Genomic DNA, 23,132 nt, shown 5'->3' with positions numbered 1-23,132 from the left:
GGCCACAACGCGGTACAAAGCGTGCCGTAGTTTACTAGCATATCGTGCCGCAGTTAACTAGCAAAGCTTAACAAGCAATGCCACTTCATGTCATCACCTTCCAATAAATTTTGCAAACATTTACCTTCTCCCGATGACAACTACAAATGATATGTTTTTTTTGTAACACATTGTTAATAATCTTGTTAAGCATTTTTAATTGCATTGACGTACCAGTCGTTCGACTCCGCTCACGATGACAGCACGATGACAACACTTGCTATACCAACAACCTTCCAACTACCACCTACCAGCCTCACCCCTTTCTCACCCCTTTCTCACCCCTTTCAAACCCCTTTGCAAAGGCTTTACAAAGGGTTATACAAAGCCTCTGCAAAAGCTTGCAAAAAACAGAAATCAGAAGAAAGTCTTACCCTTTGCGGGGTTCCATCCGCACGAGGTACTGGTCGTTTTCATCCTCAAAGAGCACTTGCACGACCCAACCTTCTTCGTGGGCAATTTTTATCAGGGTGTTTTGGTCGATATAAAGCCATTTAAAGGGTTCTCCTTTTTGCTTTTTATATTCGTATTGGAAGTTTATTTCGCCGAAGTAATGTTCGGGGCGTTGGATGCGGTATTCTTCATAGAGGTACGAAATATCCGAGCTATCGAACAGCAGTTGTCCGCGATCGCTCAGCAGGGTTTTGGCATGGCGCAGGAGGTTTTTAAACCCCTCTAGCGTGCCGGCAATGCCGATGCCGTTCATCAGGAACAGCAAGGTATCGTAAGGTTTCTCATGGAACGTAAAGAAATCGGCACAGATTACCTGCTGCACCCCACGCGTACGCATGATATTGCAGGCGATTTCCGATATCTCCAGGGCATCTACCTGAAATCCTTTTTCTTGCAGGAATAGGGCATGTACGCCGGTTCCGGCGCCAACGTCCAGCACCTTGCCATCGCAAAGCTGCAGGGCGATGTATTCCAATTCGGGGATATCTTCTTCTTCGCGGTAGAATACCTCTACCGGCATTTCTTCGATATCACCATAACTACTGTGTAATAATAGGGGTTCGTCGAGTTCGCCTTTTTCTTGAAAATCAAAGAGTGCGGCACCATAAACATCTCTATGCATGGGCAGGAATATGTAAGATGCGCATGGCCATTTTAATTTCTTCCGGATCGCCGGTATGTTTCAGCGGCTCGTCAGATAGTTTGATAACTGGGGTCCATTGTCCTTCATCCGGATAGGCCTCCGTCATTTTTAAAACGATGTTCATGCGTTTCAGGCCTACATCGTTGGTGAAGTCTGTTCCTATACCGAAGGAGAAGCCGATTTTATCTTTACAGAAGCTAACGATTTTCTCCACCTTCTCGTAGTCGAGTCCATCCGAGAAGATGATGGTTTTATTTAAGGGGTTGATGCCTTTGCTTTCGTAATGTTTAATGGTCTTTTTGGCAAATTCTATCGGGTCGCCACTATCATGACGCACCCCATCGAATAATTTCGTCAGCTTTTTATCAAACTGCTGGAAGAAGGCTTCGGTAGTATAGGTATCCGACAGGGCGATACCTAAGTCGCCACGGTATACATCCGACCAATGTTCTAAGCCCAGGAGGTTCGCCATTTTATAGCCATACTTGGCGGCATGAAACATAAACCATTCGTGGGCATGGGTGCCAATCGGTTTGGTTTTATACTTCATGGCAAAATGCACATTGCTGGTACCGATAAAGGTGTTGGAAGGATGCTCGCTCAGCGCTTTAATCACTAAGTCGTGCACCGCGTAGGAGTGGCGTCTGCGGGTTCCAAAATCGGCAATGGTGATGTGGAGTTTATCGTATTTGTCCATTTTATCGTCCACGATACGGGCTACTTCCAGATCGTCCACACGTTTTTCAGCACTAAGTTCGTAATACAGTTCACAAATCAGCGCCATGACAGGTACTTCCCAGAGGATGGTGCGATACCAATAGCCTTCGATATGCACTTCTAGCTCGCCGCCCTGTTGGCTGATGTGTACCTCTTCCGGATCGTATTGATAGCCTTGAAGGAAATCAAAATACGTCGGGTCGATATAGGGGCAAGTTTTGGCAAAGAAGCTTTTTTCGGCTTTGGTTAATTTCAGTTGCGCCATGTTGTTAATGGCTTCCCGCAACTGCTCGGCAAAACCTTCGGGAAACTGGTGTTTCCCCCGGTTGATAAAGCGATAGCGGGCTTTGGCTTTGGGAAATAATTTGACCACGGCATATTGCATGGTGAACTTATAAAAGTCGTTATCAAGTATGGAAATGAGTTTTGCCATAGCATCTGAATCTTCGTGTAGCAGTTAATTTAACAATTTATAAACACAAAGGTGCAGGTTTTATGCCAAACACAACAAAAGCGGGCTGAAAAAATTCAGCCCGCTTAAACAAATTTATTTCAAAGTGATAGATTTTAATCTCTGTGCCCGCGTCCAGAACCGCGTTCTGCTCTTGCCGAGGACTGGCGACTAACCTGTCCGGAACTGCGTTGAACAGAAGGTCTGGATTGACGCTCTACACTGCGGCCGCTGTTGCTGGCCTGGAACACACGATTCTGTGAACGTGACTGCTGTTCCATGCGAGGAGCGCGTTGTTGCGTTCTCGGTGCCGATTGGCTAGGACGCTGACGTTCCATCCGTTGGGGTTGGCTACGCTCCATGCGTTGCGGCTGGCTGCGTTCCATGCGTTGCGGCTGGCTACGCTCCATGCGTTGAGGTTGGCTACGTTCCACGCGTTGACTAGGTGCCGATTGGCGCGTAGTGCGCGAGGAGTTACCACGATCCCATGCGGTACGACCCTGCTCTGAAGAGCGTGGGGTGCGTGATTCGCTACGGTTAATTTCCCGTGTTGGTCTTTCGCGTTGTACCTGCGAGCTGCGGTTGTTTCTATTTTCGGTGCGGATGTTGCCCGGCGTACGATCATTACGGTTGCTACGATCGCTATTTACGGTTCCACGGTCGTTATTACGGCCATTGGATCCACCGATATGCATTTCGCGTTGTCCTTGAGCGTTTCGACGAATGGTATAATCGCCATTGGAACGGCTGTTACGCTCGCTGTTGCGGGATACGCGTCCTTGTGAACTACGGTCGTTACGGTTTTCGATGCGTCCGTTTCTGTTATTATCTACACGTGCATTTCTGCTGCTATTGCCACGGTCGCCACGGTTTACACGTTCGTTTCTTACCTTTTCCATATTGCTACGGGTAGGGCGAAATACCGATACCGAGCGACGGTCAGCGCGTCCGGAACCGCGGTTATCCGAGAAGCGCATGTTGCGTACTTCCACGCGGCGGCCAGTATGGCGCTCAATATCCCGACGTGAGGGACCACCATAGTAATGGTTGTTGTTCACGATATAGGTATTGTTTATAACGGTGGTATTGTGATAGATGTTGCGGTATCTAGAACCATGAGACCAGTAACGAGGCATATAATGGTCGTAGATACGTGCGGTAGGAATAAATACCCACAGGTCTATCGGCAAGTTAAAGGATACATTTACAGATATCCCTGGCGACATTGGTGCCCAACCGTAGTAGCCGCCACCCGAGCGCCAGTCTACCCATGCGGGTCCCCATTCGTAACCTGGTATCCATCCCCATCCACGGTGTTTATGGTAAAACCAACGTCCGTAGTGGAATGGTGCCCATCCCCAATCGTAGTTTGATACCCAGGTATTGCCATATTCGGTCATCGACCAATAGCCGTTGGATCCGTAAGGTCTGAAATCTCTTTCCGCTTGCGGGTACCACACATTTCCATATTCTGGGTCATCATCCCAATCGCCATAAGGCTCCAACTCATCATAGAAGTCGTCGAAGGTGACATCATCGTATCCTTGAGCGGAGGCTTGCTTGGCCTGGAATACACCGAATAGTATAACTAAGATCGATGTAAGTAAGCTGTATGTCCGTATGTTTTTCATATCCTTAAACCTTAATGTTTACAACCAATTTCTCTTTATGACGCTATTTTTTTGCCAAAGGTTTAACTGTATAATTTTTTTGTAAAACTTTTTCCCTGAAAATTGTGTTGGAGGTATTAATTGCAGGATAAATTACAGTATAAAATAAAAGTTTGTACCTTTGGCAGGTAATTTGCCTATGGAAAGACGGCATCTTAGTTTTTTAACAATACGTTTTAATGGCGAGGAAAATTGAATCTTTACTGCTGGAATTTGCGAAGATGCATCGATTCTTGATGCGTTTTTTTCGTGAAGTAGTAAGTCCACCCTATGAGTTTAAAGAGATCATTCGACAGTGTTATGAAGTAGGCTGGAAATCATTTCCATTGATCAGCTTAACAGGTTTTATTGTCGGTTTCGTATTTACCAAACAATCCAGACCTTCTCTTGAAGAATTTGGTGCGGCCTCTTGGCTGCCGGCGTTAATTTCCATTGCCATTGTACGTGCCTTGGCACCTTTAGTAACAGCATTGATTGCTTCGGGAAAAGTAGGTTCGCAGATTGGTGCCGAGTTGAGCTCCATGAACGTGACCGAGCAGATTGATGCGATGGAAGTATCGGGGACCAATCCTTTTAAATTCTTAATTGTCAGCCGTATCCTAGCTACCACTTTTATGATTCCGGTGCTGTGTTTTTATGTTGCCGGTATTGGATTGGCAGGGGGTTATTTAAGTATTATTTCCAAAGATCAGCTTAGCGTATTGAGTTATATCTCGCAAGTGTTTGAGGCCATTGCGCCTAAAGATATTTTTGCCATGGTGTTTCGGGCCATTGTGTTCGGTTTTACCATTGGTTTTGTGAGTACCTATGTTGGCTATAATTCGTCGAAGGGCACCGAAGGTGTAGGTAAGGCGGCCAACGCAGCCGTAGTTGCCTCCATGTTTATCGTGTTTATTGAGGAATTGCTTATTGTTCAAATTTTAGCATTAGTAGGATAAGCCTTATGGAACAGAAGAAAGCAGCACCCATAAATTACGAAGATGTAGTGATTCACGTAGATCAGGTGAGTAAATCATTTGGTGACCTGCATGTTTTACGTAATGTGGATTTAAAACTATACAACGGGGAAAACCTGGTGGTGTTAGGGCGTTCGGGTACCGGGAAATCCGTATTGATTAAATTGATTTCGGGATTATTGAAACCCGATGCAGGCAATATCCATGTGTTGGGCGAGGTGGTGAACGAGCTTAGCGAGAAAGAATTACGGAAGTTGCGCTTGCGCATTGGTTTTTCCTTTCAAAACTCGGCCTTGTATGATAGTATGACGGTTCGGGAAAATCTGGAATTTCCTTTAGTGCGGAACAAGCGGAATTTGACCCGAGCGGAAATTAACCGGGAAGTGGAAGATGTGTTGGACGGTGTAGGTCTTTTGCGGGCCATTAACCAGATGCCATCGGAGCTTTCGGGTGGACAACGGAAACGGATCGGTATTGCGCGAACCTTAATTTTGCGGCCAGATATCATGATGTATGATGAGCCTACCGCAGGGTTAGACCCCATTACCTGTTTAGATATCAACTCCTTGATCAATGAAGTTCAGGAGCGCTATAAAACTTCCTCCATTATTATTACGCACGATTTAGCGTGTGCTAAAATGGTAGGCGACCGCGTGGCGATGTTATTGGACGGCCGTTTTGAGCGCGTCGGTAAGTTTTCGGAGATTTTTAATACAGATGATGAAAGGGTGAAACCTTTCTATGATTATAATTTTATTGTATAATACAATTTATGGCAACAACAGCAGATAGAAAACGATCGATTATTGTAGGGTTATTTACCTTAATAGGATTGATTATTTTAGTTGGGGGGATATTGGTGTTAGGGACGCAGCAGAATAAATTTAGCAAGAACCTGGCCTTGACCACCTTCTTTAAGGATGTGAAAGGCTTGAAGGTGGGGAATAACGTTTGGTTTTCCGGTGTGAAGGTGGGTATCATCAAAGAAATTAAGTTTGAAAGCGTAGAAAATGTACGTGTGGTGATGAGCGTGGAGGAGAAATCGAGTCAGTTTATTCGCCAGGATGTGATTGCAACCTTAAGTTCAGACGGTTTAATCGGGAATGCCATCATCAGTTTGGTGGGCGGTTCTGAAAGCCTGCCGGCAGTAAAAGATGGGGATGTGATCAAATCGGGCTTAGCCGGAGGAATGGAAGCTATGCTATCGACCTTACAGGTGAATAATGAAAACCTCTTGGAAATTACCAAGAACTTTGCTACCCTTTCTAAACAGATGGTAGAAGGAAAAGGAGCGGTGGGTGCTTTGATGACCGATGAGGCCATTGCCAAAAACCTTCGTCAATCTGTCAATTCCTTAAACTCGACCATGAGCGATGCGAATATTGCGGTTAATAACTTGGTGACTTTAACGAAGAAGTTGAACAGCGACCAAGGGTTGATTCACGACCTTTCTACCGATACGCAGGTGTTTGCTAGCTTACGCGAGTCGGCAGCGCAACTGCAAGGAGTAACCCAAACCGCATCGGCCTTAATGACCAACTTAAATGAAACCACTGCGCGTTTGAACGATAAAAATAACGCCATCGGGGTGTTGACAAACGACCCAGACGCAGCGAATGAGATAAAACAGATTTTGAGGAACTTAAACATGAGTACCGAGAAGCTGGATGAAAATATGGAAGCCTTACAGAGCAACTTCTTGCTGCGCGGATTCTTTAAGAAGAAAGCAAAAGAAGAAGCTGCCAAGGCGCAAGATTCCTTAGCCAACTAAGGGCAGACCACAAACAATTTAAAAAGAGTGACCTTGAGGTCGCTTTTTTTATTTAAGATTTTTAGCATAGGAAATGGAGAAGTTTACAGATCAGGATGTTCTTTTCGAAGACAACCATTATATAGCAATCAACAAGCGCGGTGGGGATATTGTGCAGGTGGATAATACAGGCGACAAATCGATGGAAGAGATGTTGAGTGTGTATTTGGCCCAGAAATATAATAAACCGAATGCTGCCTTTGTGGGGGTTATCCATCGTTTAGATCGTCCGGTTTCCGGCATGATCCTATTTGCCAAAACCAGTAAGGGATTGGACCGGATGAACCGCTTATTTCACGATCGGAAGGTGAAAAAAACGTACCTGGCTTTGGTGCGCGAGAAACCGGCGCAAATGAAAGGGAAGCTACAGAACTGGTTGTTGCGCGATCGGAAGAAGATGGTGACCAAGGCTTATGATCGGGAAGTGAAAAACGGCTCTTTTGCCGAATTGGATTATGAGGTGGTAGGTACCTTAGAAGGCTATTACTTGCTGAAGGTGATGCCGGTAACCGGGCGTACGCATCAAATCCGTTGTCAATTGGCCTATATGGGCTGCCCCCTTGTTGGGGATAATAAATATGGCTATCCGCGAGGGAGTTTAAAGCGTACCATTTGCCTGCACTCGCGTTCCCTGGCCTTTGTGCATCCCGTGAAAGAAGAGGATATGCTGATAAAAGCACCGCTTCCGGTGGATGGTTTTTGGGAGAAATTCAATGTGCTGCTGCACGATCAGGTCTAAGATTATTAATATAAATCCTTAACTTTGCCTTATGATTCGTAAGCATTCCTTTCTAATGATGGTTTTGGCTGTGTTTCTGCTGCTTAACAGCAGTAGCCTGCCGAGCGCCACGGCTCAATGTGCCATGTGTTCCTTAAATGCAGAAAACAGCACAAAGGATGGTAACACGCAGGGTAAGGGCTTAAACGATGGTATTTTATTTTTGCTGGCTATGCCTTTTTTAATTGCCGCGGGCGTAGGTGTCCTATGGTATAAGAAATTCCGTCAGCAAGAGCCGGTTGCTACTTTTCCGCTCGCCAAAGAGGGGAAGGAGTAGGTTGTTCACGCAAAAGGGAAGGCTAATTTGGCCCCTCCCTTAGGAATGTGAAATATACTGCATGATACTATCGAACAAGAACGCTTTTTCTTGAAAATGCTGAGCAATATGTTCCTGAAGGGGCATCACAACGGCCGTACGGATGGTCTCGATAGCAGCTTCATCTTCCACGACAACTTGTATGCAATAGGTTTGACCTTCATGGGGTGAATAAAGCATTTTCAACAATTTTAAATCTTGGTTTGCGTTAGTTAATAGTTGTTGTTTTAACCAACTTAACACGGGTTCATGAACGGAATCTTCGATAATAACAGAAATATTGTATAAATACATAACCTTAACATTAATTTACTGCTGTAAAAATAAGGTTGCAAACCGTAGTTTCCGATATTTTTTTTTAATATTTGATGAAGTGGTTGGTTTTCATATGAATTTAAAAATGTTTATTTTTCTTATTGGCCTTTTGGTGTTTGCAGGGAGCTGTAAACAGCAGGGGGGGCATGAGAAAATTATACCTATTGAAGACTTTTTTGTGAAGCCCGATAAGAGCCAGTTTAAGCTATCGCCCGATGGTTCAAAAATTGCGTATTTAGGGATTCACGATCATTGTAAGAATATTTTTATCCTGGATTTGGCCAGGCCCGATTCTTCCAAACAATTAACCTATCAATCTAACTATAACGTACAATGGTTCTTTTGGGCTGATGACGAGCAATTGGTGTTTTCTAACACGCAATCGCCGGCAGATAGCTTGAGGCTGTTCCGCATTCATGTGGGCACAGAGGAACGTCATCCACTAGTAGATCCGGCCAAGGTGAGGTTGCGTTGGGTAGCACCGCTGCGCAGTCAGAACGGGAGCTTGGTGCTGGGGATGAATAAACGTGACTCTTCTTTGTTTGACCTCTACCGCGTGTATATGGACGGCAGGCCTACACAAATGATTTATAAGAACCCGGGAAATGTGGTGAATTGGTTTGCATCGCCCGATGGGGAAATACGCCTGGCACTAACCAGCGATAGCGTGCAGGAGTCTATCCTGTACCGGGCTTCGGAAGCTGCGCCTTTTAAGGAGGTGATGCGCAATGATTTTGAAACGGCCTTTATCCCGATGGGATTTGTCAAAGGATCGAACACCAATATCTATGCGCTTTCTAACGATAACCGCGATAAGCTTTCTTTGGTAGAATACGATGCGGCAAATGGAAAGGAAGTACGGAATATTTACGAGGATAAATTGGGCGACTTGAATTTCGAAGGCTATTCCAGCATTCGTCAGGAAGTGTTATACACCTCTTCCTTCGTCAATAGAAACCAGAAGAATGTATTGAACCCGACCCTCAAGGAGGTATATGCCGTTTTGAAAAAGAAGTTTCCGGATATGGAAATCACCTTTTTGGATAACGATATCAACCTGAATGGTTTTATCATCCGGGCCTACAGCGATGTGCATCCGGGTGAATATTATTATTACAACAAAAACAGCAAGGAGCTGAAACCTTTGATTGCGGATAATCCGAAGTTGAAAGACTTGGCGATGTATCCGATGGAGGAGGTGAGTTACCTTTCTCGTGATAACCGAACCATACATGCTTATGTGACCTACCCAAGTAAACAGCGGAAGAACAGTCCGGTGGTGGTCCTGGTGCACGATGGGCCTAACAGACGTACGGAATGGGGTTTTGATCCGGAGGTGCAATTCCTGGCCAATCGGGGCTATACGGTATTTCAGGTGAACTACCGCGGCTCAGTAGGCTATGGTAAGGATTTCTGGACGGCAGGATTTAAAGAATGGGGCGGAAAGATTCAATCGGACATTACCGATGGGGTGGCCTGGCTGATTCATCAAGGGATTGCCGATAAGGATAGGATTGCGATTATGGGTGCCGGTTTCGGGGGGTATTCGGCCTTGTATGCGGCGGCCTTCAATTCAACGCTATACCGCTGCGCCATTTCCTCTTCGGGTTATAGCAATATGTTTACCTATTTCCGGGAGATTCCACCGCACTTAAAGCATTATGTGCAGCTGTATTACCGCATTATTGGGAACCCGGCGAAGGAGTCGGAGTTGTTCCAAGCGATATCGCCGATCTTCCATGCCGATAAGGTCCGCATTCCGGTTTTGTATTTCCAGGGTGGAAAAGATAAGTTTACATCAGTAACCGACGCCAATCAATTCGTCGGTAAATTAAAAAATAACCAAATCCCAGTACGTTATATCTTCAAAAAAGATGAAGGAAAACGCTTTAGAAATGAAGAAAACGTCGTGGAATATTACCAAGAAATAGAGCAGTTTTTGGCCGAGTATTTGAAATAGACCCTTGATGGTGAAAAAGGCGAGTAAATATCGGAAGAATATTGGGCTGTTGATTGCCTTTGTGGCCTTTTTGACCATTCTCTATATTATTGCGGTGTTTTTGGGCCGGGTAATGATGACCAATTATGTGCAGTCGGAATTCAATAACCGCAAGGTGGATGTGTTCGATGCAACCCTAAAGCCTTTTAATAACTTCTTTAACAATAGTATCTCGGAGGTTTCCAGTTACCAAGGGTATCTGGATTCCGTGCATGCCTTAAACTATGCAGAGAAGATTTTGCGGAAGAATCCTTTTGTGGAAGAAGTGGTGTTTTACGATGTGCTGTTTACCAACCAAAGCAGTGCGGTGCGCGGGGTTCGCTTTCAGAACCTGCTGATCTTTCCGCAAACGATCTATGCCTTTAGCCTGGATAATAGCAATAAGCTGCACCGGAGCCGTATTGATGCCAATGAAACCCGACCAACATCGGACGACTTCAATAACATGGCCATTAAGATGGTGAACTTCCTGGATGTGTTGGATGATTCGACTTCTTTAACAGAAAACGACATCTATCGTATATTTTATAATACAGTGCCGGGGAAGATTACGTATTTGAATATTCCGCGGATTAATACCTTGAAAGCCTACAAAGCGCTGATGGAAGATCCGGATTTATTGCCGGTTGCATATGATCAGGATTTGTTTGTCTATAAGATTAACCCCTTGAAAATCAAGATTGAGAACGTACAGCCGCGTTTGTTCGAGAATATCCGGATCTTGGCGGTGGCCGATCCGAACGTGATGGAAGAGGAGGGCGACATTCATACCGAGATGCCTTTGCCGGGGGCATTATCGGAATATAAGCTGCAATTTGATTCATCGGAACAGTTCTTGCAAGGAGAGATTAATAGACGGTTCTTTCCGGTGGTGTTGGGTTTGTCTTTGCTGTATGCGATTCTTTTGTGCATCGTATACCTGATATACCGGAATATCGCGATTAACAGCAGGTTATTTCAATTGCAGTATGATTTTATCAATAACCTGACCCACGAATTTAAAACACCTGTGAGCGTGATTAAAATTGCGGGGAATAATATTAAATCTGCAGAGAAGATTTCCGATCAGGAACGCCATATGTATGGCCGCATTCTGGATCAGGAAGCCGATAAGCTAAATAATTTAATGAATAAATTGCTGTCTTTCACGCAGATAGAAAATAAATCATTAAAATACAAAGGCGAATACGTGGATTTGAACAGTTTTTGTGAAGAAATATTTGATGCAACACGTATTAAATATCCAGACTTAAAGCTGACTTCACGTATTGCGGTGGAAAGCAGTATGTATACCGATCCAATTTTGTTAAATTCGGTATTTCAAAATTTGATAGACAATGCGTATAAATATTCCGAAGTTTCGAGAAAATTTATTGATATTAGTGTTGAGCAAAATAAAAAAAGCTTTGTGATCCAATTCGCTGACCAAGGAATCGGAATAAATAAGGCAGAATTAAAGAATATTTTTAAAAAGTTTTATAGAGTAAAAAACCAATTCAATCAAAGTGGGAGTGTGGGATTAGGATTGGCCTTTTGTAAAGAAATTACGGAGTTTATGGGCGGCGAGATTAAAGTAAGTAGTAACGAAGGTGAAGGAACCGTATTTACCTTAATCTTTCCAAGATAACCCTTAGGATTTAACTATGAATAAAGATATAACGATTGCAGTTGTTGAAGACGACGATAATTTGCGTTTTTTGGTAAGTCATAGGCTTCAAACCGAAAATTATAACGTGATCCAATGTAGTGACGGCGTAGAAGCCGAGAAGATTATATTGGAACAATCTCCAGATATTGTTTTATTAGATTGGATGCTGCCGGGCAAGGAAGGAATCGATGTGTGTGAGTCGATCCGAAAGTCGGGTTTCGAGAATATCATTATCATGATGACCGCCAAGTCGCAGGATATCGATAAAATCGATGCGTACAGCTATGGGGTCACCGATTACATCACCAAGCCTTTCAATATGGACGTGCTGGTGGCCATGATCGAAAACAAAGTACGCTTCTTCGTGCCGAAGATACAGAATGAAGTGTATTACTTCGGAAACACAGAACATCATCCGAATGTGCACTCCTTGATTCGCGATGGCAAGAAAATCGAATTGACCATTCTGGAAAATAGAATCCTCTTGCATTTCCTCCAAAATAAAGGGAAAGATATCACCCGTGAAGAGCTGATGGAAGTGGTGTGGGGCTATAGCTCCAATGTCAATACGCGTACCTTAGATATGCACGTTGTGCGCCTACGTAAAAAGATAGAAACCAATCCGGATAAGCCTTATTACCTGCAAACTGTGCGTGGCTTAGGCTATCGTTTTATCAGTGAGGAAGAGGAAGAAAGCGCATCATAAGAAATTTGTTTTATTAAAATAATTTTTTTAACTTCGTAAGAAGTACAAGACCATGTTGTCCCTGCGGATAGTGTGGTCTTGTCTTTTTTTTTGTTTATAAATTTAAAATTATAGTAACAGCGTAAAGGTTAATATTATGGCAGAAGTAACATATTACACCGAAGAAGGATTAGTAAAATTGAAGGAAGAACTTCAATACCTAAAGACGGAAGGCCGTGCCAATATTGCAAAAGCAATTGCCGAGGCACGCGATAAAGGTGATTTATCCGAGAATGCAGAGTATGATGCCGCGAAAGAGGCGCAAGGCTTGCATGAGGCTAAAATCGCAAAACTAGAAGAAGTGTTAGCATCAGCACGTGTAATTGATGAGTCTAATCTAGACACATCGAAAGTGCTTGCGTTATCCTTCGTAAAAATCAAGAACAAAAAGACCGGTGCCGTGATGACCTATCAGTTGGTGTCTGAAACGGAAGCCGACCTGAAAGCAGGTCGAATTTCGGTGAAGTCGCCTATCGCACAGGGGCTATTGGGCTTACAAGTTGGTGATGTAGCTTCGGTTGCAGTGCCGGCAGGCCAAATGGAATTGGAAGTTCTTGAAATTTCAAGATAATCGATTGTAGGTTATGTGCGGTATGCCATAACCGCACTCCTTACCTTATATAGCCCCTTTTTTGGGGCTTTTTTTATGCGTTACTTCCGGTAATTATGACCACTTTTAGACATTATTCAAAGATGCAAATGTGGAGAATTTTATTATCTTTGTTTCTCACGAAAAATACAAGTAGTTTATGTCTACCATATTTTCTAAGATAGTTGCTGGAGAGGTGCCAGCCTACAAAGTAGCCGAGAGCAATGATTATTTAGCATTTTTAGATGTAAATCCACTAACAGAAGGCCACGTATTAGTCATTCCCAAGAAAGAAACAGATTACATCTTCGATATCGAAGATGAAGCCTATATGGGAATGTGGGTCTTCGCAAAAATCGTGTCGCAAGGGATTAAGAAAGCATATCCGTGTAAGAAGGTAGGTGTCGCCGTTGTAGGTTTAGAAGTGGCACACGCCCATATTCATTTGATTCCGTTGAATCAAGTGTCGGATATGAGTTTTGATCGACCAAAATTAAAATTGGATAGTGAAGTGATGACGGCTATCGCAGATAATATTCGCGAAGCAATTTCCTCCATTACGAATCCATCATAAAAGGCTGGGCCTGCGGGCATAGCAATGTGCAGAAAACAGGCATGTTGTTTTACCCTTCCAAGCCTTCGGAAATATTGAAATATTATTATGCAAGAATACTTGTTGTCTTTTCAACAATTGCTAGACGCGGAATACCTATTGAGTCACGGTGGATTTTACATCGTTTGCTTAATAGTTTTCGCAGAAACGGGTCTCTTCTTCGGATTCTTTTTACCAGGTGATTATTTACTTTTCTTAGCAGGGCTATTCTGTGCTGCTGATAAAATCGACGTTGATATCGTTACGCTTTATTTTGGGATACTCGCTGCCGGGATTCTCGGGAATTTTGCCGGCTATTGGTTTGGCTATCGAACGGGGCCCATGCTTTTTAAACGAAAGGATTCCTTCCTCTTTAAGCGGAAGTATGTAATCATGGCGGAGGAGTTTTTTCAAAAATATGGCGGAACAGCTTTAATTATTGGTCGATTTGTCCCTATTATTCGTACCTTTGCCCCCATATTTGCTGGCGTAGTGCAACTTAACTTTCGTAAGTTTGTATTTTATAACATATTCGGCGCCTTTTTATGGGTGTCCTTATTGACCTTAACCGGCTATTATTTGGGGATTAAATTTCCAAGTATCATTAACTATGTAGAGTACATTATCGTAGCATTGATTGTGATAGCATTCTTGCCGATTGCAATTGCTTTACTTAAGAAATGGTTGACAAATAGAAAACTAAAAAAAGACGAAATAAACAAACAGTAATTTTTAATGAGTACACAACATCCTTGGCACCAAGTTTCTCCTGGAGATGACTTGCCTAATTCCGTGAATGCTATTATCGAAATTCCTAAAGGTTCTAAAGCGAAATATGAAATCGACAAAGATAGTGGATTAATCAAGTTGGACCGTGTCCTATTTTCTTCAGTAATGTATCCTGCCAATTACGGATTTATTCCGCAAACCTATTGCGACGATAAGGATCCGTTGGATATTCTTGTTCTTTGTTCTGTGGATGTCTATCCGATGAGCTTAATCGAAGCGAAAGTAATCGGTGTGATGCACATGATTGACAATGGCGAGCAAGATGATAAAATTATTGCCGTGGCAAAGCACGATATGTCTGTTAACTACTTAAACGACTTATCGGAACTTCCTCCACACACCATGAAAGAGATTGTACGTTTCTTCCAGGATTACAAAACCCTAGAAGGTAAAAATGTAACCATCGAGAATTTGTATGGCCGTTCTTATGCTCAAAATGTAATTATGGAGAGTGTTGAGTTATACAACAAAGAAATCAGAACTAAATAAATAGCAATGGACGACGATAGGCCCCGAACCATGGCATGGTTGCCAGCAGTTCGCAACAATAGTGAAACCGCTCAGCAGCATGCCCTAAACACGGAATCTTTAGTAGTAACGCATTTGAATCCTGTTGATTTCGCACCAGCGAATCTTCTTAGGAATCCGCTCTGCGAAGAGCTTATTCATCGTTCGAACAGCATCATGAAGTTAGATAAGCCAGGCGATATTGCCGAGGCTTATCCAACCTCATTATGTAGGAATATCGGCCTTTCAGGCTATCCTATTCCGCAGCCGGAGGAGCTTTCCTCAGGAAATAACCTAATGGATACCTTTCATAAAAACTTTTTGAAACCTAAGGTGTCTTTCTTTAATAATATGCTTTTTACGGCTTTTCGCGTAGATGAACTCTCCTTATCGGCAGTTCTTTCTAAAAAAAGTGAAAATAATTATGAATTTTCTCTCGCTCAAAATGCTATATTAGTGTGTTTTGAACTAAACAAAAAACAATTCGGAAATAAAGACCTATCTAATGGCAATTGATATTTTTTGGACTATATTTTTAGTGCTGGCTAATGGTTTTTTTGTTGCAGCTGAATTTGCTATTGTAAAAGTTCGGGCTTCGCAAATTGAATTACAAGCCAAATCGGGTAGTAAAGTGGCGCAGATCGCTAAGAATATTACCGAGCATCTGGATGGCTACCTTGCAGCTACCCAATTAGGAATTACCCTCGCTTCCCTAGCCTTAGGATGGGTGGGTGAGGCCGTGATGACGCAAATTGTGCATCAGATCTTTGGCTGGTTCAACGTGGAACTCAGCGGTAAATTAGCAACTAATCTAGGGCATGTGCTGGCCTTCAGTATCATTACCTTTTTACATATTGTATTCGGTGAATTAGCACCTAAATCCATCGCTATCCAGAAGCCAGTGGCTACTACCATGCGTATTGCCCTGCCTTTGCAATTCTTCTATTATATTTTCAGACCCATTATCTGGTGTTTGAATGGATTCGCCAACTTCCTGTTGCGCTTGATCGGTATTCAGGTAAGTGCGCACGAAGCAAGCCATTCCTCAGAAGAATTACAATACCTGTTGGAGAAAGGGAAGGAGAGTGGAGCCTTGAACAATTCAGAACACGAGTTGATCAAGAATGTCTTCGATTTCAACGAGCGTATGGTGAAAAACATCATGGTTCCGCGGACGAAGATTGTCGCCATCGAGCAGAGTGAGAGTGCCGAGGAATTTATAGAAACCGTAACGGAAGAGGGCTACTCCCGTATTCCGATTTACGATGATAATATAGATCAGATTGTCGGTGTGGTGCATACCAAAGATATTTTGCCACTCTTGGTTAAAGGAAAAGAGGTGGTGCTGCGCAATATTATGCGGAAACCTTACTTTATTCCGGAGTCCAAGAAGATTAACGACTTGATGACCGAATTCCAACAGAAGCGTATTCAGATCGCCTTCGTGCTGGATGAGTTCGGAGGAACCGCTGGTATGGTGACCTTAGAAGATATCGTAGAAGAGCTTGTTGGTGAAATCCAAGATGAGTATGATGAGGAAACTCCAGTAGTAGAGCAAATCTCCGAAACCGAGTTTATGGTAGATGCGGGTGCAAGTGTGCATGATGCCAATGGCTACCTTCCGTTGGAATTGCCGGAGAGCTCCGATTACGACACCATTGCCGGATTAGTAAGCCATGTGTTCGAACGTATCCCTGATGTCGGTGACAGCAAAGAGGAGTTAGGCTATTGCTTCACCATCATGAAGAAAACCCAGCAGAATATCGAATACGTGAAGTTAGATCTGATTGAAACCGCTCATGACGATCAAGAAGATTAAGAGGTAAGCGTGCAGTTATTTTATACCCCAGATATTGAAAATACAGCCTCCAGCTATCAATTAAGCGAGGAGGAAAGCAAACATGCCATCCGTGTACTGCGCTTGGTTACAGGCGATGAAATCTCCTTAATCGATGGCCGTGGTGGCTTATACCGTGCGGCTATTGTCGATGATCATCCCAAACGCTGTGTGCTCAACATCCTTTCTGTAGAATTAAACTTCCAACAGCCTGCTTACCACCTGCATATTGCGGTGGCTCCAACCAAAAACATCGATCGCATTGAATGGTTCTTGGAGAAGGCAACGGAAATCGGGATCCAGGAAATTACCCCCATCATCAGCGAGCATTCCGAACGTAAGGACGTGAAAGTTGATCGCTTGAATAAGGTGGTGGTATCCGCTATGAAGCAATCCTTAAAAGCATATATGCCACAAATTAACGAGGCTGTTAGCTTTGATCGCTTTCTGGAAGCACAGCAAGACTCTAGCGCCTTGAAGGCGATTGCCCATTGTGTAGATGAGGAGAAAAAGTACTTAAATGAGGTATTTCAGGCGGGGAAATCTTACCTAATCCTGATTGGTCCGGAGGGCGATTTCTCCCAAAAAGAAATCCAGCAAGCCCTAGCTGCTGGATTCCATCCTATATCTTTAGGTGCGGCGCGTCTACGTACGGAGACTGCAGCGCTGTATGCCTGTCTTGAAATTGCCTTGTTGAATCGTTAATCGATCAACACGGCTTCAAAAATCTGAATCTCTGCATTTCCTTTCAAAGGCTCCGGATTGAATTTCATCTTTCCTTTAATTTTGATCGGCTCATCCGAGTATTTCACGGTTCCCTTTTTCATAAAGATTTCCACCATTGGCGGAATCCCATTGGTTCCACAGAACTGACATTGTGTAATCGGCAATACCGAAAGCATAAAGGTACTGTGGTTACGGCCGCTTACCAGGGGCACAATATAGCCAGGAAGCTCTACTACCGTGTTTTCCAGCTTCTTTAAGGCCGGTGGGTAGGAAGGCGTGTACACCTTCTTATTGTTTACTGTCGAAACCTTATACATCATCTTATCGATGGCTTCCCAGGTGTTATTCATCATGGGCGTATGGTCAGGCACTTGCGGCTCGCCATAATTCCCGATTTGAGCCATACTGAGGCCGGTGCCTAGGGTAAACAGTAAAAGGGTAAATATGATTTTCTTCATGTTATTTATTACCTAATATGGTAGATATCGTTGTATTATATGCTTTAATGGCTGGAATAATGGAAGCACACACCCCAATTAAGCAAGCCGTCAACAAAATTAACCATTCCTCTTTGTAAATACTAAAAGCTTGAATAATATCCGCACTTTGGCTGGTTTGCGTACTGATAAAGTACAGTCCTAAATGGCCAAATACCAAGCCTAACAAGCCCCCAATGCAGGTAATTACCAATCCTTCGACAATAAGTAGCGAAAATAGTTTAATCTTGGAAGCGCCTAATGCCCGCATAATCGCCAGGTCATATTTCCGGTCTTTCAAAGCATTGTATAAACTAATAAACACACTTAAGCCAGCAATAATCATAATAATATAGGCCAGAATTTCCAAGGAATCTATCCCTACCCCCAATAAGGAGAATAGGCGTGCGGTTTCTAAGGCCGGAGATGCGGCCTGCATGCTGGTCGATTGATTGATCATCTTCGGGATCACGCCAATTGCTGCCGGCGAGCTGTATTTCACCAAGAGCGCTGTAATTTCTAGGCCATCATCGAGTTTAACATCCTCGGCGATACTTTTTATAAAAGCATTATCGCGCGGTCGCTCCGCAACGATGCTGTCTTCCTGAACTGGAGCAGCTGCGGAAACTGCCGAATCAGCATTAGCTGCATTTTCTTGCGCAGAAGCGGCAGGAGACTCATGGGCGTGCTCGTGCTCATGGTCATGTCCATGCTCATGATCATGGTCGTGCTCATGATCCTCATGTACATGGGCTGTTTCTGTTTTTGCAGCTTCGCTTGTTGCAGGGGCATGGTTATGCTCATGTTCGCCTTCATGGGCATGGTCGTGATCATGCTCGTGCTCATGGTCATGCTCATCATGATGAATGCCATGCACATCCCACACACTCTGCAGGTCGCAAAGAATCAGGTTGTCAACCACCGAGCCGGAAGGTTTTAAAATCCCCACCACGGTAAAGGGGTGTTCATCGTGAATATGCGCATTCTCAGCCAAGCCGTGCGCACTATGAATCTGGTCGCCTAGTTTCAACTGATGTTTACGGGCAGTTTCACTACCTAAAACCACTTCAAAGCTTTTCGCCCATAATTTCCCTTCGCCAAGGTTTAGGGCATAAAGGCCCATAAAGCTGGTGTCAGTGCCCACAATGCGATGTCCTTTAAAGTTATCGCCCAAGGAAATCGGCACCGCCTTCTCTATAAAAGGGTTGCTCTCCAATTGCTGGGCTTCGGCCAGTTTAATATTCCCCGTGGGGTTATCAATATGGTAAAGGCTGCTCAGAATCAGTTGCAGGGGGCTGCCTTTGGCACCCACCACCAGGTCTACCTGTTTGCTGTTGTTCTGTAGCTGTTTTTCAAAACTATCGCTGGTAATATAAATACTAAGCAGAATGGCCACCCCAAAGGCGGTAAGAATAATGCTCAGCAAAGTGGCACCCCATTGCTGGGATATGTTTTTCCATACCAATTGTAAAATATTCATATTATAAAGCAGAAAGTTGATAATTAGTACTGAATTCGTCTTTTAAGCGCTTGTCATGCGTCGAGATAATCAAGGTGCTGCCCTGTTCATCGGCCAGCGCTTTAATCAATTCAATCACCAGGAAGGTGTTTTTATCGTCCAGGGAAGCTGTCGGTTCATCGGCAATCAATAAAGCGGGTTTATTGATTAAAGACCTGGCAATAGCGACGCGTTGCACCTGACCACGGCTCAGCTCATTGGGCTTCCGATGGGCCAGACCTTCCAGTTGCAGCTTGCCCAGCACGTGCATAATCGCCTCTTCCTGCACCGGCAAGCCAGCCAAAGATTGGGCTAATTTAATGTTTTCACTTACCGTAAGGTTTTTCAGCAAATGTGCTTCCTGGAATATAAAGCCCAGGTGTTGCGCCCGGAATTTATCCAATTTGCTTTCCTGAAGTTGATAGAGATCCTGCTGTAGGATGGTTACTCTTCCCGTGCTGGGTTTCGAAAAACCAGCAATCAGGTTCAGTAAGGTTGATTTCCCCGATCCGGACTCCCCTAATATTAAGGTATGTTGTTGCTGCATAATACGAAGGTCCTCGAAGTGCAGCTTGCTCCCTTTCGGGTACTGATAAGCTAGATTTTCAGTACTTAAGACAATTTCACCCATAATGTTACTTTGTTGCAATTTACTACAATTCCTCCGCTTCTCCCAATATTAACTAGGAATCTTCCCCTACAAGTGTCGTTAACAATAACTTAATAAATGGCTCATATTAAGATAATCGATGCTTAATATTCACCTAACAACTAGCTTATAGTTTTGCAACATAATATTAACATACTATGAATTGTATTAAAACATTTGTTTCCATCATGCTCCTTTGTGTTGCAACGGTAGTTGCATATGCACAACAAGCGGCATATGGCGTAAAAGGGGTGGTTGTAGATGTCGAAAACTACACACCTTTAAAGGGCGCAACGATTACCATTGCGAACTCACCATTAGGAACGACCACCAATGAAAAAGGCGAATTCTTTATTCCACTACCTTCAGATAAGGCTTCGGAATATTTAATTCGTGCCAGCATCATGGGCTATGATGCGCAAGAGGTGAAATTCACCTTAGGCAATACCGATACGGAATTTGTATCCTTTGCCTTAAAGAATAAAGATGCCGTAATTGAGGAAGTGGTGGTAACCCGCCGTCGTGAAAAGGCCAGTGAACTTGCACTTTTGGAGGAAAGACGCAAGTCCAACTTAATGGTCGAATCGATCGGTACCCAAGAACTTTCCAGAAAAGGGGTTAGTGATGCGCGTGCAGCCTTAACAAAAATGGCCGGTGTATCTAGACAAGAAGGTGCGAAGAACGTATTTGTGCGTGGATTAGGCGACAGATACAACTCTTCATCCTTAAACGGATTGCCTTTGCCATCGGAAGACCCTTTATATAAAAATATCTCCTTAGATTTCTTTAGCTCCGATGTAATCCAGAGCATCAATGTAAACAAAACCTTCAATTCGCAAATAGGAGGGGATGTTGCCGGTGCGAACGTCGATATCTTTACCAAAGAAGCTACAGGCAACAGCTTAGAAATTGCGATTTCCGGCGGAGGCAACTCCCAAACCGTAGGCGCTGATAATTTCAGAAGAATTGATGGCACCAATTGGTTCGGTAGCCTGCCAGGCGGATCAAAACCTAATATTACCGATTTCTCGCAATACAGTTTCAAAAACAAATGGAACCCTAGTGCGCAGAACAACCTGTTTAACTCCAGCTTCCGTATCCTAGGAAATCGTCGTTTTATGCTGGGTAATAATCCATTAAGCCTATTCTTCGTCGGAAGCATGGATTCGAAGTACAAGAAATACGATGGCCTTATCCAACAAAGTTCAGATGCCGGGTCGGAATTGATGAGCCAGAAGTTTGTAACCAATGAATATAAGGTAGCCCAGAGTGCCATGTTAAACCTACGCTACGGATGGGATAACAATGCTTTAAGCTTTAACTCCTTGTATATCCACGATCAGACGCAAGACCTGCGTGACTTTAACGGTCGCGACGTAGGTACCGGCGATGGGGATAATGATATTGTTTACAGACGTCGTCAACAGGTGAATGACAACCATATCTTCGTCAACCAATTGCATGGTAAATTGAATTTCAATGATACCTGGAGTGCCGATTTAGGCGCAGGCCTTAACTACGCCATCGGGAATGAACCAGACCGTCGGTTGAATACTTTCATCTTTAAAAACAACAACTTAGGCTTCAGTTATAACAGTTCCGGTGAAAACCAACGTTATTTCTCGAATATGACGGAAACCGGGTTGGTATCCAAAGCCATTGTTGCCTATAAAATAGCCAATGAAGGTGGACTAGACCGCAAAATTGAAGTGGGTTATAATGGAAACCATACCCAACGTGATTTCGATTTCTGGGAGCTTAACCATAAGATGCTAGCAGCCGAATTCCCAACCATCGATATGGATAATGTAGACGCCATCTTAAACCAAGAGGGTGCCGGCAAGTACTTCGACTTAAGCACCGATATGGGCGGAAGTACCGTGGCCGAGAAAATGAAACCCTTTTTCTATCGTGGTAAAAAACAAGTAAACAGTGCCTTGGCCAGCGGAACATACCAGTTTAGCGAAGCATTTACCGCCATCTTAGGCTTCCGTTACGATCAGGTCAATCAAACCATCAGCTTCCTGAGCAATACCCCCGATTTTTCAACCAACAACTTCACAAAGTTGAATAAGGGCTTTTTCTTGCCAAGCTTAAACTTGAAATACAACCTGAACGAAAAGATGATTGTGCGTGCGTCAGGTAGCAAAACTTACACCCTGCCACAGTTTATCGAGCTAGCGCCGATGCGTTATCGCGGAAATAATAACTTCACTCAGGGTAATCCGGAGTTGATTCCGTCGACGACCTATAATGCGGATGTGAAGTGGGAAATGTATCCAGAAAATGGCGAGTTAGTCGCTGTTACAGCCTTCTTCAAGAAAATTAACGATCCTATTTCCCGCGTGGAAGTACCTTCGGCAGGGAATACCCTGACCTTCTTAAACGTAGGTAAAGATGCCCAGGTGTATGGGGTTGAATTGGAAGTGAAGAAAGACCTAATCAAGTCTGAGAATACGTATGGTACCAATGTGCTATCAGGAGGTTTGAATGTGGCTTATCTACATTCGGTGCAAAACCTGATTCGCGAAAAAGGAGGATTCTCTAACGATAAAGACAAGCTGGAAGGGGCATCACCCGTATTGGTGAACGCCGATTTATCCTATAAAATGCACATGCGCAACCTGGATCTGCAACCGTCGGTAGTGTTCAATTACTTTGCCGATCGCGTGTATTCCATCGGTACTGCCGGTTATCAGAACATTATTGAAAAGGGCATACCAAGCTTAGATTTCGTCTTGCAGAGTACCCTTAAAAAGAAGATTGGTATCAATGTAAAGGCCGAAAACATCTTAAATCCAGAGCGTAAATTATTACGTGAATTCAGTAATGGGCAGCCCGATTTCCTTTTGGAGAGTTACAAACGTGGGGTTGATTTTAGCCTGGGTTTATCCTATAAGTTTTAACAAAAAATTAATAAACACCTAAC

At 43.7% G+C, this 23,132-nt stretch carries 23 protein-coding genes; 16 read left to right on the top strand and 7 right to left on the bottom strand.

Annotated features, from left to right (window positions below; all coding sequences use genetic code 11):
* Window positions 1-409: 409 nt before the first annotated feature.
* From GQF63_RS12665 to GQF63_RS12655, 3 genes are all read right to left on the bottom strand, one after another.
* Window positions 410-1,114, bottom strand: a complete 705-nt coding sequence (locus GQF63_RS12665; protein WP_160369602.1) for a class I SAM-dependent methyltransferase — start codon at window positions 1,112-1,114, stop codon at window positions 410-412.
* Complete coding sequence (gene pncB, locus GQF63_RS12660; RefSeq protein ID WP_160369601.1) at window positions 1,107-2,285, bottom strand: nicotinate phosphoribosyltransferase; 1,179 nt, start codon at window positions 2,283-2,285, stop codon at window positions 1,107-1,109. The genes GQF63_RS12665 and pncB overlap by 8 nt, the downstream gene beginning before the upstream one ends.
* Before the next feature lie 134 nt (window positions 2,286-2,419).
* Window positions 2,420-3,934, bottom strand: a complete 1,515-nt coding sequence (locus GQF63_RS12655; RefSeq protein WP_160369600.1) for a DUF6600 domain-containing protein — start codon at window positions 3,932-3,934, stop codon at window positions 2,420-2,422.
* A 218-nt stretch (window positions 3,935-4,152) separates the two neighbouring features.
* On the opposite strand from GQF63_RS12655, the gene GQF63_RS12650 reads away from it, so the two are divergent.
* From GQF63_RS12650 to GQF63_RS12630, 5 genes are all read left to right on the top strand, one after another.
* Entirely contained in the window at window positions 4,153-4,911 is a 759-nt protein-coding gene (locus tag GQF63_RS12650; RefSeq protein ID WP_160369599.1) for an MlaE family ABC transporter permease, read from the top strand.
* Between the two features lie 5 nt (window positions 4,912-4,916).
* Window positions 4,917-5,693 carry an ABC transporter ATP-binding protein gene (locus tag GQF63_RS12645; RefSeq protein ID WP_160369598.1) on the top strand — a complete coding sequence of 259 codons (777 nt, stop codon included), beginning with the start codon at window positions 4,917-4,919 and terminating at the stop codon, window positions 5,691-5,693.
* A gap of 8 nt (window positions 5,694-5,701) precedes the next feature.
* Complete coding sequence (locus GQF63_RS12640; RefSeq protein ID WP_160369597.1) at window positions 5,702-6,700, top strand: MlaD family protein; 999 nt, start codon at window positions 5,702-5,704, stop codon at window positions 6,698-6,700.
* Window positions 6,701-6,773: 73 nt separating this feature from the next.
* The gene (locus GQF63_RS12635) at window positions 6,774-7,478 is read left to right on the top strand and encodes an RluA family pseudouridine synthase (protein ID WP_160369596.1); all 705 of its coding nucleotides are present in this window, start codon (window positions 6,774-6,776) and stop codon (window positions 7,476-7,478) included.
* Window positions 7,479-7,509: 31 nt separating this feature from the next.
* Window positions 7,510-7,794 carry a hypothetical protein gene (locus GQF63_RS12630; RefSeq protein ID WP_160369595.1) on the top strand — a complete coding sequence of 95 codons (285 nt, stop codon included), beginning with the start codon at window positions 7,510-7,512 and terminating at the stop codon, window positions 7,792-7,794.
* Window positions 7,795-7,833: 39 nt separating this feature from the next.
* Here GQF63_RS12630 and GQF63_RS12625 read toward each other — a convergent pair whose 3' ends face one another.
* On the bottom strand, window positions 7,834-8,127 hold the full coding sequence (locus GQF63_RS12625) for a DUF4286 family protein (RefSeq protein ID WP_160369594.1): 294 nt from the start codon (window positions 8,125-8,127) through the stop codon (window positions 7,834-7,836).
* 106 nt (window positions 8,128-8,233) lie between these two features.
* On the opposite strand from GQF63_RS12625, the gene GQF63_RS12620 reads away from it, so the two are divergent.
* The 10 genes from GQF63_RS12620 (at window position 8,234) to GQF63_RS12575 (ending at window position 17,559) form a co-directional block, all read left to right on the top strand.
* A complete protein-coding gene (locus GQF63_RS12620; protein WP_246163514.1) occupies window positions 8,234-10,108 on the top strand; it encodes a S9 family peptidase in 1,875 nt (624 codons plus the stop codon).
* Window positions 10,109-10,115: 7 nt separating this feature from the next.
* Window positions 10,116-11,774: a sensor histidine kinase gene (locus tag GQF63_RS12615; protein WP_212592569.1), complete on the top strand. Its 1,659-nt coding sequence runs from the start codon at window positions 10,116-10,118 to the stop codon at window positions 11,772-11,774.
* 16 nt (window positions 11,775-11,790) lie between these two features.
* The gene (locus tag GQF63_RS12610) at window positions 11,791-12,501 is read left to right on the top strand and encodes a response regulator transcription factor (protein WP_160369591.1); all 711 of its coding nucleotides are present in this window, start codon (window positions 11,791-11,793) and stop codon (window positions 12,499-12,501) included.
* Window positions 12,502-12,637: 136 nt separating this feature from the next.
* A complete protein-coding gene (gene greA, locus GQF63_RS12605; RefSeq protein WP_160369590.1) occupies window positions 12,638-13,111 on the top strand; it encodes a transcription elongation factor GreA in 474 nt (157 codons plus the stop codon).
* A 178-nt stretch (window positions 13,112-13,289) separates the two neighbouring features.
* Entirely contained in the window at window positions 13,290-13,703 is a 414-nt protein-coding gene (locus GQF63_RS12600) for an HIT family protein (protein ID WP_160369589.1), read from the top strand.
* 87 nt (window positions 13,704-13,790) lie between these two features.
* Window positions 13,791-14,450 (top strand): DedA family protein, encoded by a 660-nt coding sequence (locus GQF63_RS12595; protein ID WP_160369588.1) that lies wholly within the window; start codon window positions 13,791-13,793, stop codon window positions 14,448-14,450.
* Window positions 14,451-14,456: 6 nt separating this feature from the next.
* Window positions 14,457-14,999, top strand: a complete 543-nt coding sequence (locus tag GQF63_RS12590) for an inorganic diphosphatase (protein ID WP_160369587.1) — start codon at window positions 14,457-14,459, stop codon at window positions 14,997-14,999.
* A gap of 6 nt (window positions 15,000-15,005) precedes the next feature.
* Entirely contained in the window at window positions 15,006-15,533 is a 528-nt protein-coding gene (locus GQF63_RS12585) for a hypothetical protein (RefSeq protein WP_160369586.1), read from the top strand.
* Entirely contained in the window at window positions 15,523-16,836 is a 1,314-nt protein-coding gene (locus GQF63_RS12580) for a hemolysin family protein (protein ID WP_160369585.1), read from the top strand. Before GQF63_RS12585 ends, GQF63_RS12580 begins: the two co-directional genes overlap by 11 nt.
* Before the next feature lie 9 nt (window positions 16,837-16,845).
* Entirely contained in the window at window positions 16,846-17,559 is a 714-nt protein-coding gene (locus GQF63_RS12575; protein WP_160369584.1) for a 16S rRNA (uracil(1498)-N(3))-methyltransferase, read from the top strand.
* Here the strand turns inward: GQF63_RS12575 and GQF63_RS12570 are convergent.
* The 3 genes from GQF63_RS12570 to GQF63_RS12560 are packed head-to-tail and all read right to left on the bottom strand — an operon-like array spanning window position 17,556 to window position 20,185.
* Entirely contained in the window at window positions 17,556-18,038 is a 483-nt protein-coding gene (locus GQF63_RS12570; RefSeq protein ID WP_160369583.1) for a hypothetical protein, read from the bottom strand. The two genes, GQF63_RS12575 and GQF63_RS12570, sit on opposite strands and share 4 nt — an antisense overlap.
* 1 nt (window position 18,039) lies before the next feature.
* Window positions 18,040-19,536 carry an ABC transporter permease gene (locus GQF63_RS19785; RefSeq protein WP_246163513.1) on the bottom strand — a complete coding sequence of 499 codons (1,497 nt, stop codon included), beginning with the start codon at window positions 19,534-19,536 and terminating at the stop codon, window positions 18,040-18,042.
* 1 nt (window position 19,537) lies between these two features.
* A complete protein-coding gene (locus GQF63_RS12560) occupies window positions 19,538-20,185 on the bottom strand; it encodes an ABC transporter ATP-binding protein (RefSeq protein WP_160369582.1) in 648 nt (215 codons plus the stop codon).
* Window positions 20,186-20,361: 176 nt separating this feature from the next.
* Between GQF63_RS12560 and GQF63_RS12555 the strand changes: the two genes are divergently transcribed.
* A complete protein-coding gene (locus GQF63_RS12555) occupies window positions 20,362-23,109 on the top strand; it encodes a TonB-dependent receptor (RefSeq protein ID WP_160369581.1) in 2,748 nt (915 codons plus the stop codon).
* The last annotated feature ends 23 nt before the right edge of the window (window positions 23,110-23,132 follow it).

The sequence above is a fragment of the Sphingobacterium humi genome (assembly GCF_009768885.1).
GTDB classification, from domain to species: domain Bacteria; phylum Bacteroidota; class Bacteroidia; order Sphingobacteriales; family Sphingobacteriaceae; genus Sphingobacterium; species Sphingobacterium humi.
This window is presented reverse-complemented; position numbering and strand designations above follow the sequence as displayed.

Excerpts from the sequence above, each read along its gene's own strand:
- GQF63_RS12555 (WP_160369581.1), top strand. The coding sequence starts at position 20,362 with ATGAATTGTATTAAAACATTTGTTTCCATCATGCTCCTTTGTGTTGCA.
- GQF63_RS12590 (WP_160369587.1), top strand. The coding sequence starts at position 14,457 with ATGAGTACACAACATCCTTGGCACCAAGTTTCTCCTGGAGATGACTTG.
- GQF63_RS12665 (WP_160369602.1), bottom strand. The coding sequence starts at position 1,114 with ATGCATAGAGATGTTTATGGTGCCGCACTCTTTGATTTTCAAGAAAAA.
- GQF63_RS12640 (WP_160369597.1), top strand. The coding sequence starts at position 5,702 with ATGGCAACAACAGCAGATAGAAAACGATCGATTATTGTAGGGTTATTT.
- pncB (WP_160369601.1), bottom strand. The coding sequence starts at position 2,285 with ATGGCAAAACTCATTTCCATACTTGATAACGACTTTTATAAGTTCACC.
- GQF63_RS12635 (WP_160369596.1), top strand. The coding sequence starts at position 6,774 with ATGGAGAAGTTTACAGATCAGGATGTTCTTTTCGAAGACAACCATTAT.
- GQF63_RS12645 (WP_160369598.1), top strand. The coding sequence starts at position 4,917 with ATGGAACAGAAGAAAGCAGCACCCATAAATTACGAAGATGTAGTGATT.
- GQF63_RS12655 (WP_160369600.1), bottom strand. The coding sequence starts at position 3,934 with ATGAAAAACATACGGACATACAGCTTACTTACATCGATCTTAGTTATA.
- GQF63_RS19785 (WP_246163513.1), bottom strand. The coding sequence starts at position 19,536 with ATGAATATTTTACAATTGGTATGGAAAAACATATCCCAGCAATGGGGT.
- GQF63_RS12625 (WP_160369594.1), bottom strand. The coding sequence starts at position 8,127 with ATGTATTTATACAATATTTCTGTTATTATCGAAGATTCCGTTCATGAA.
- GQF63_RS12600 (WP_160369589.1), top strand. The coding sequence starts at position 13,290 with ATGTCTACCATATTTTCTAAGATAGTTGCTGGAGAGGTGCCAGCCTAC.
- GQF63_RS12620 (WP_246163514.1), top strand. The coding sequence starts at position 8,234 with ATGTTTATTTTTCTTATTGGCCTTTTGGTGTTTGCAGGGAGCTGTAAA.
- GQF63_RS12580 (WP_160369585.1), top strand. The coding sequence starts at position 15,523 with ATGGCAATTGATATTTTTTGGACTATATTTTTAGTGCTGGCTAATGGT.
- greA (WP_160369590.1), top strand. The coding sequence starts at position 12,638 with ATGGCAGAAGTAACATATTACACCGAAGAAGGATTAGTAAAATTGAAG.
- GQF63_RS12560 (WP_160369582.1), bottom strand. The coding sequence starts at position 20,185 with ATGGGTGAAATTGTCTTAAGTACTGAAAATCTAGCTTATCAGTACCCG.
- GQF63_RS12650 (WP_160369599.1), top strand. The coding sequence starts at position 4,153 with ATGGCGAGGAAAATTGAATCTTTACTGCTGGAATTTGCGAAGATGCAT.
- GQF63_RS12585 (WP_160369586.1), top strand. The coding sequence starts at position 15,006 with ATGGACGACGATAGGCCCCGAACCATGGCATGGTTGCCAGCAGTTCGC.
- GQF63_RS12615 (WP_212592569.1), top strand. The coding sequence starts at position 10,116 with ATGGTGAAAAAGGCGAGTAAATATCGGAAGAATATTGGGCTGTTGATT.
- GQF63_RS12595 (WP_160369588.1), top strand. The coding sequence starts at position 13,791 with ATGCAAGAATACTTGTTGTCTTTTCAACAATTGCTAGACGCGGAATAC.
- GQF63_RS12630 (WP_160369595.1), top strand. The coding sequence starts at position 7,510 with ATGATTCGTAAGCATTCCTTTCTAATGATGGTTTTGGCTGTGTTTCTG.
- GQF63_RS12610 (WP_160369591.1), top strand. The coding sequence starts at position 11,791 with ATGAATAAAGATATAACGATTGCAGTTGTTGAAGACGACGATAATTTG.
- GQF63_RS12570 (WP_160369583.1), bottom strand. The coding sequence starts at position 18,038 with ATGAAGAAAATCATATTTACCCTTTTACTGTTTACCCTAGGCACCGGC.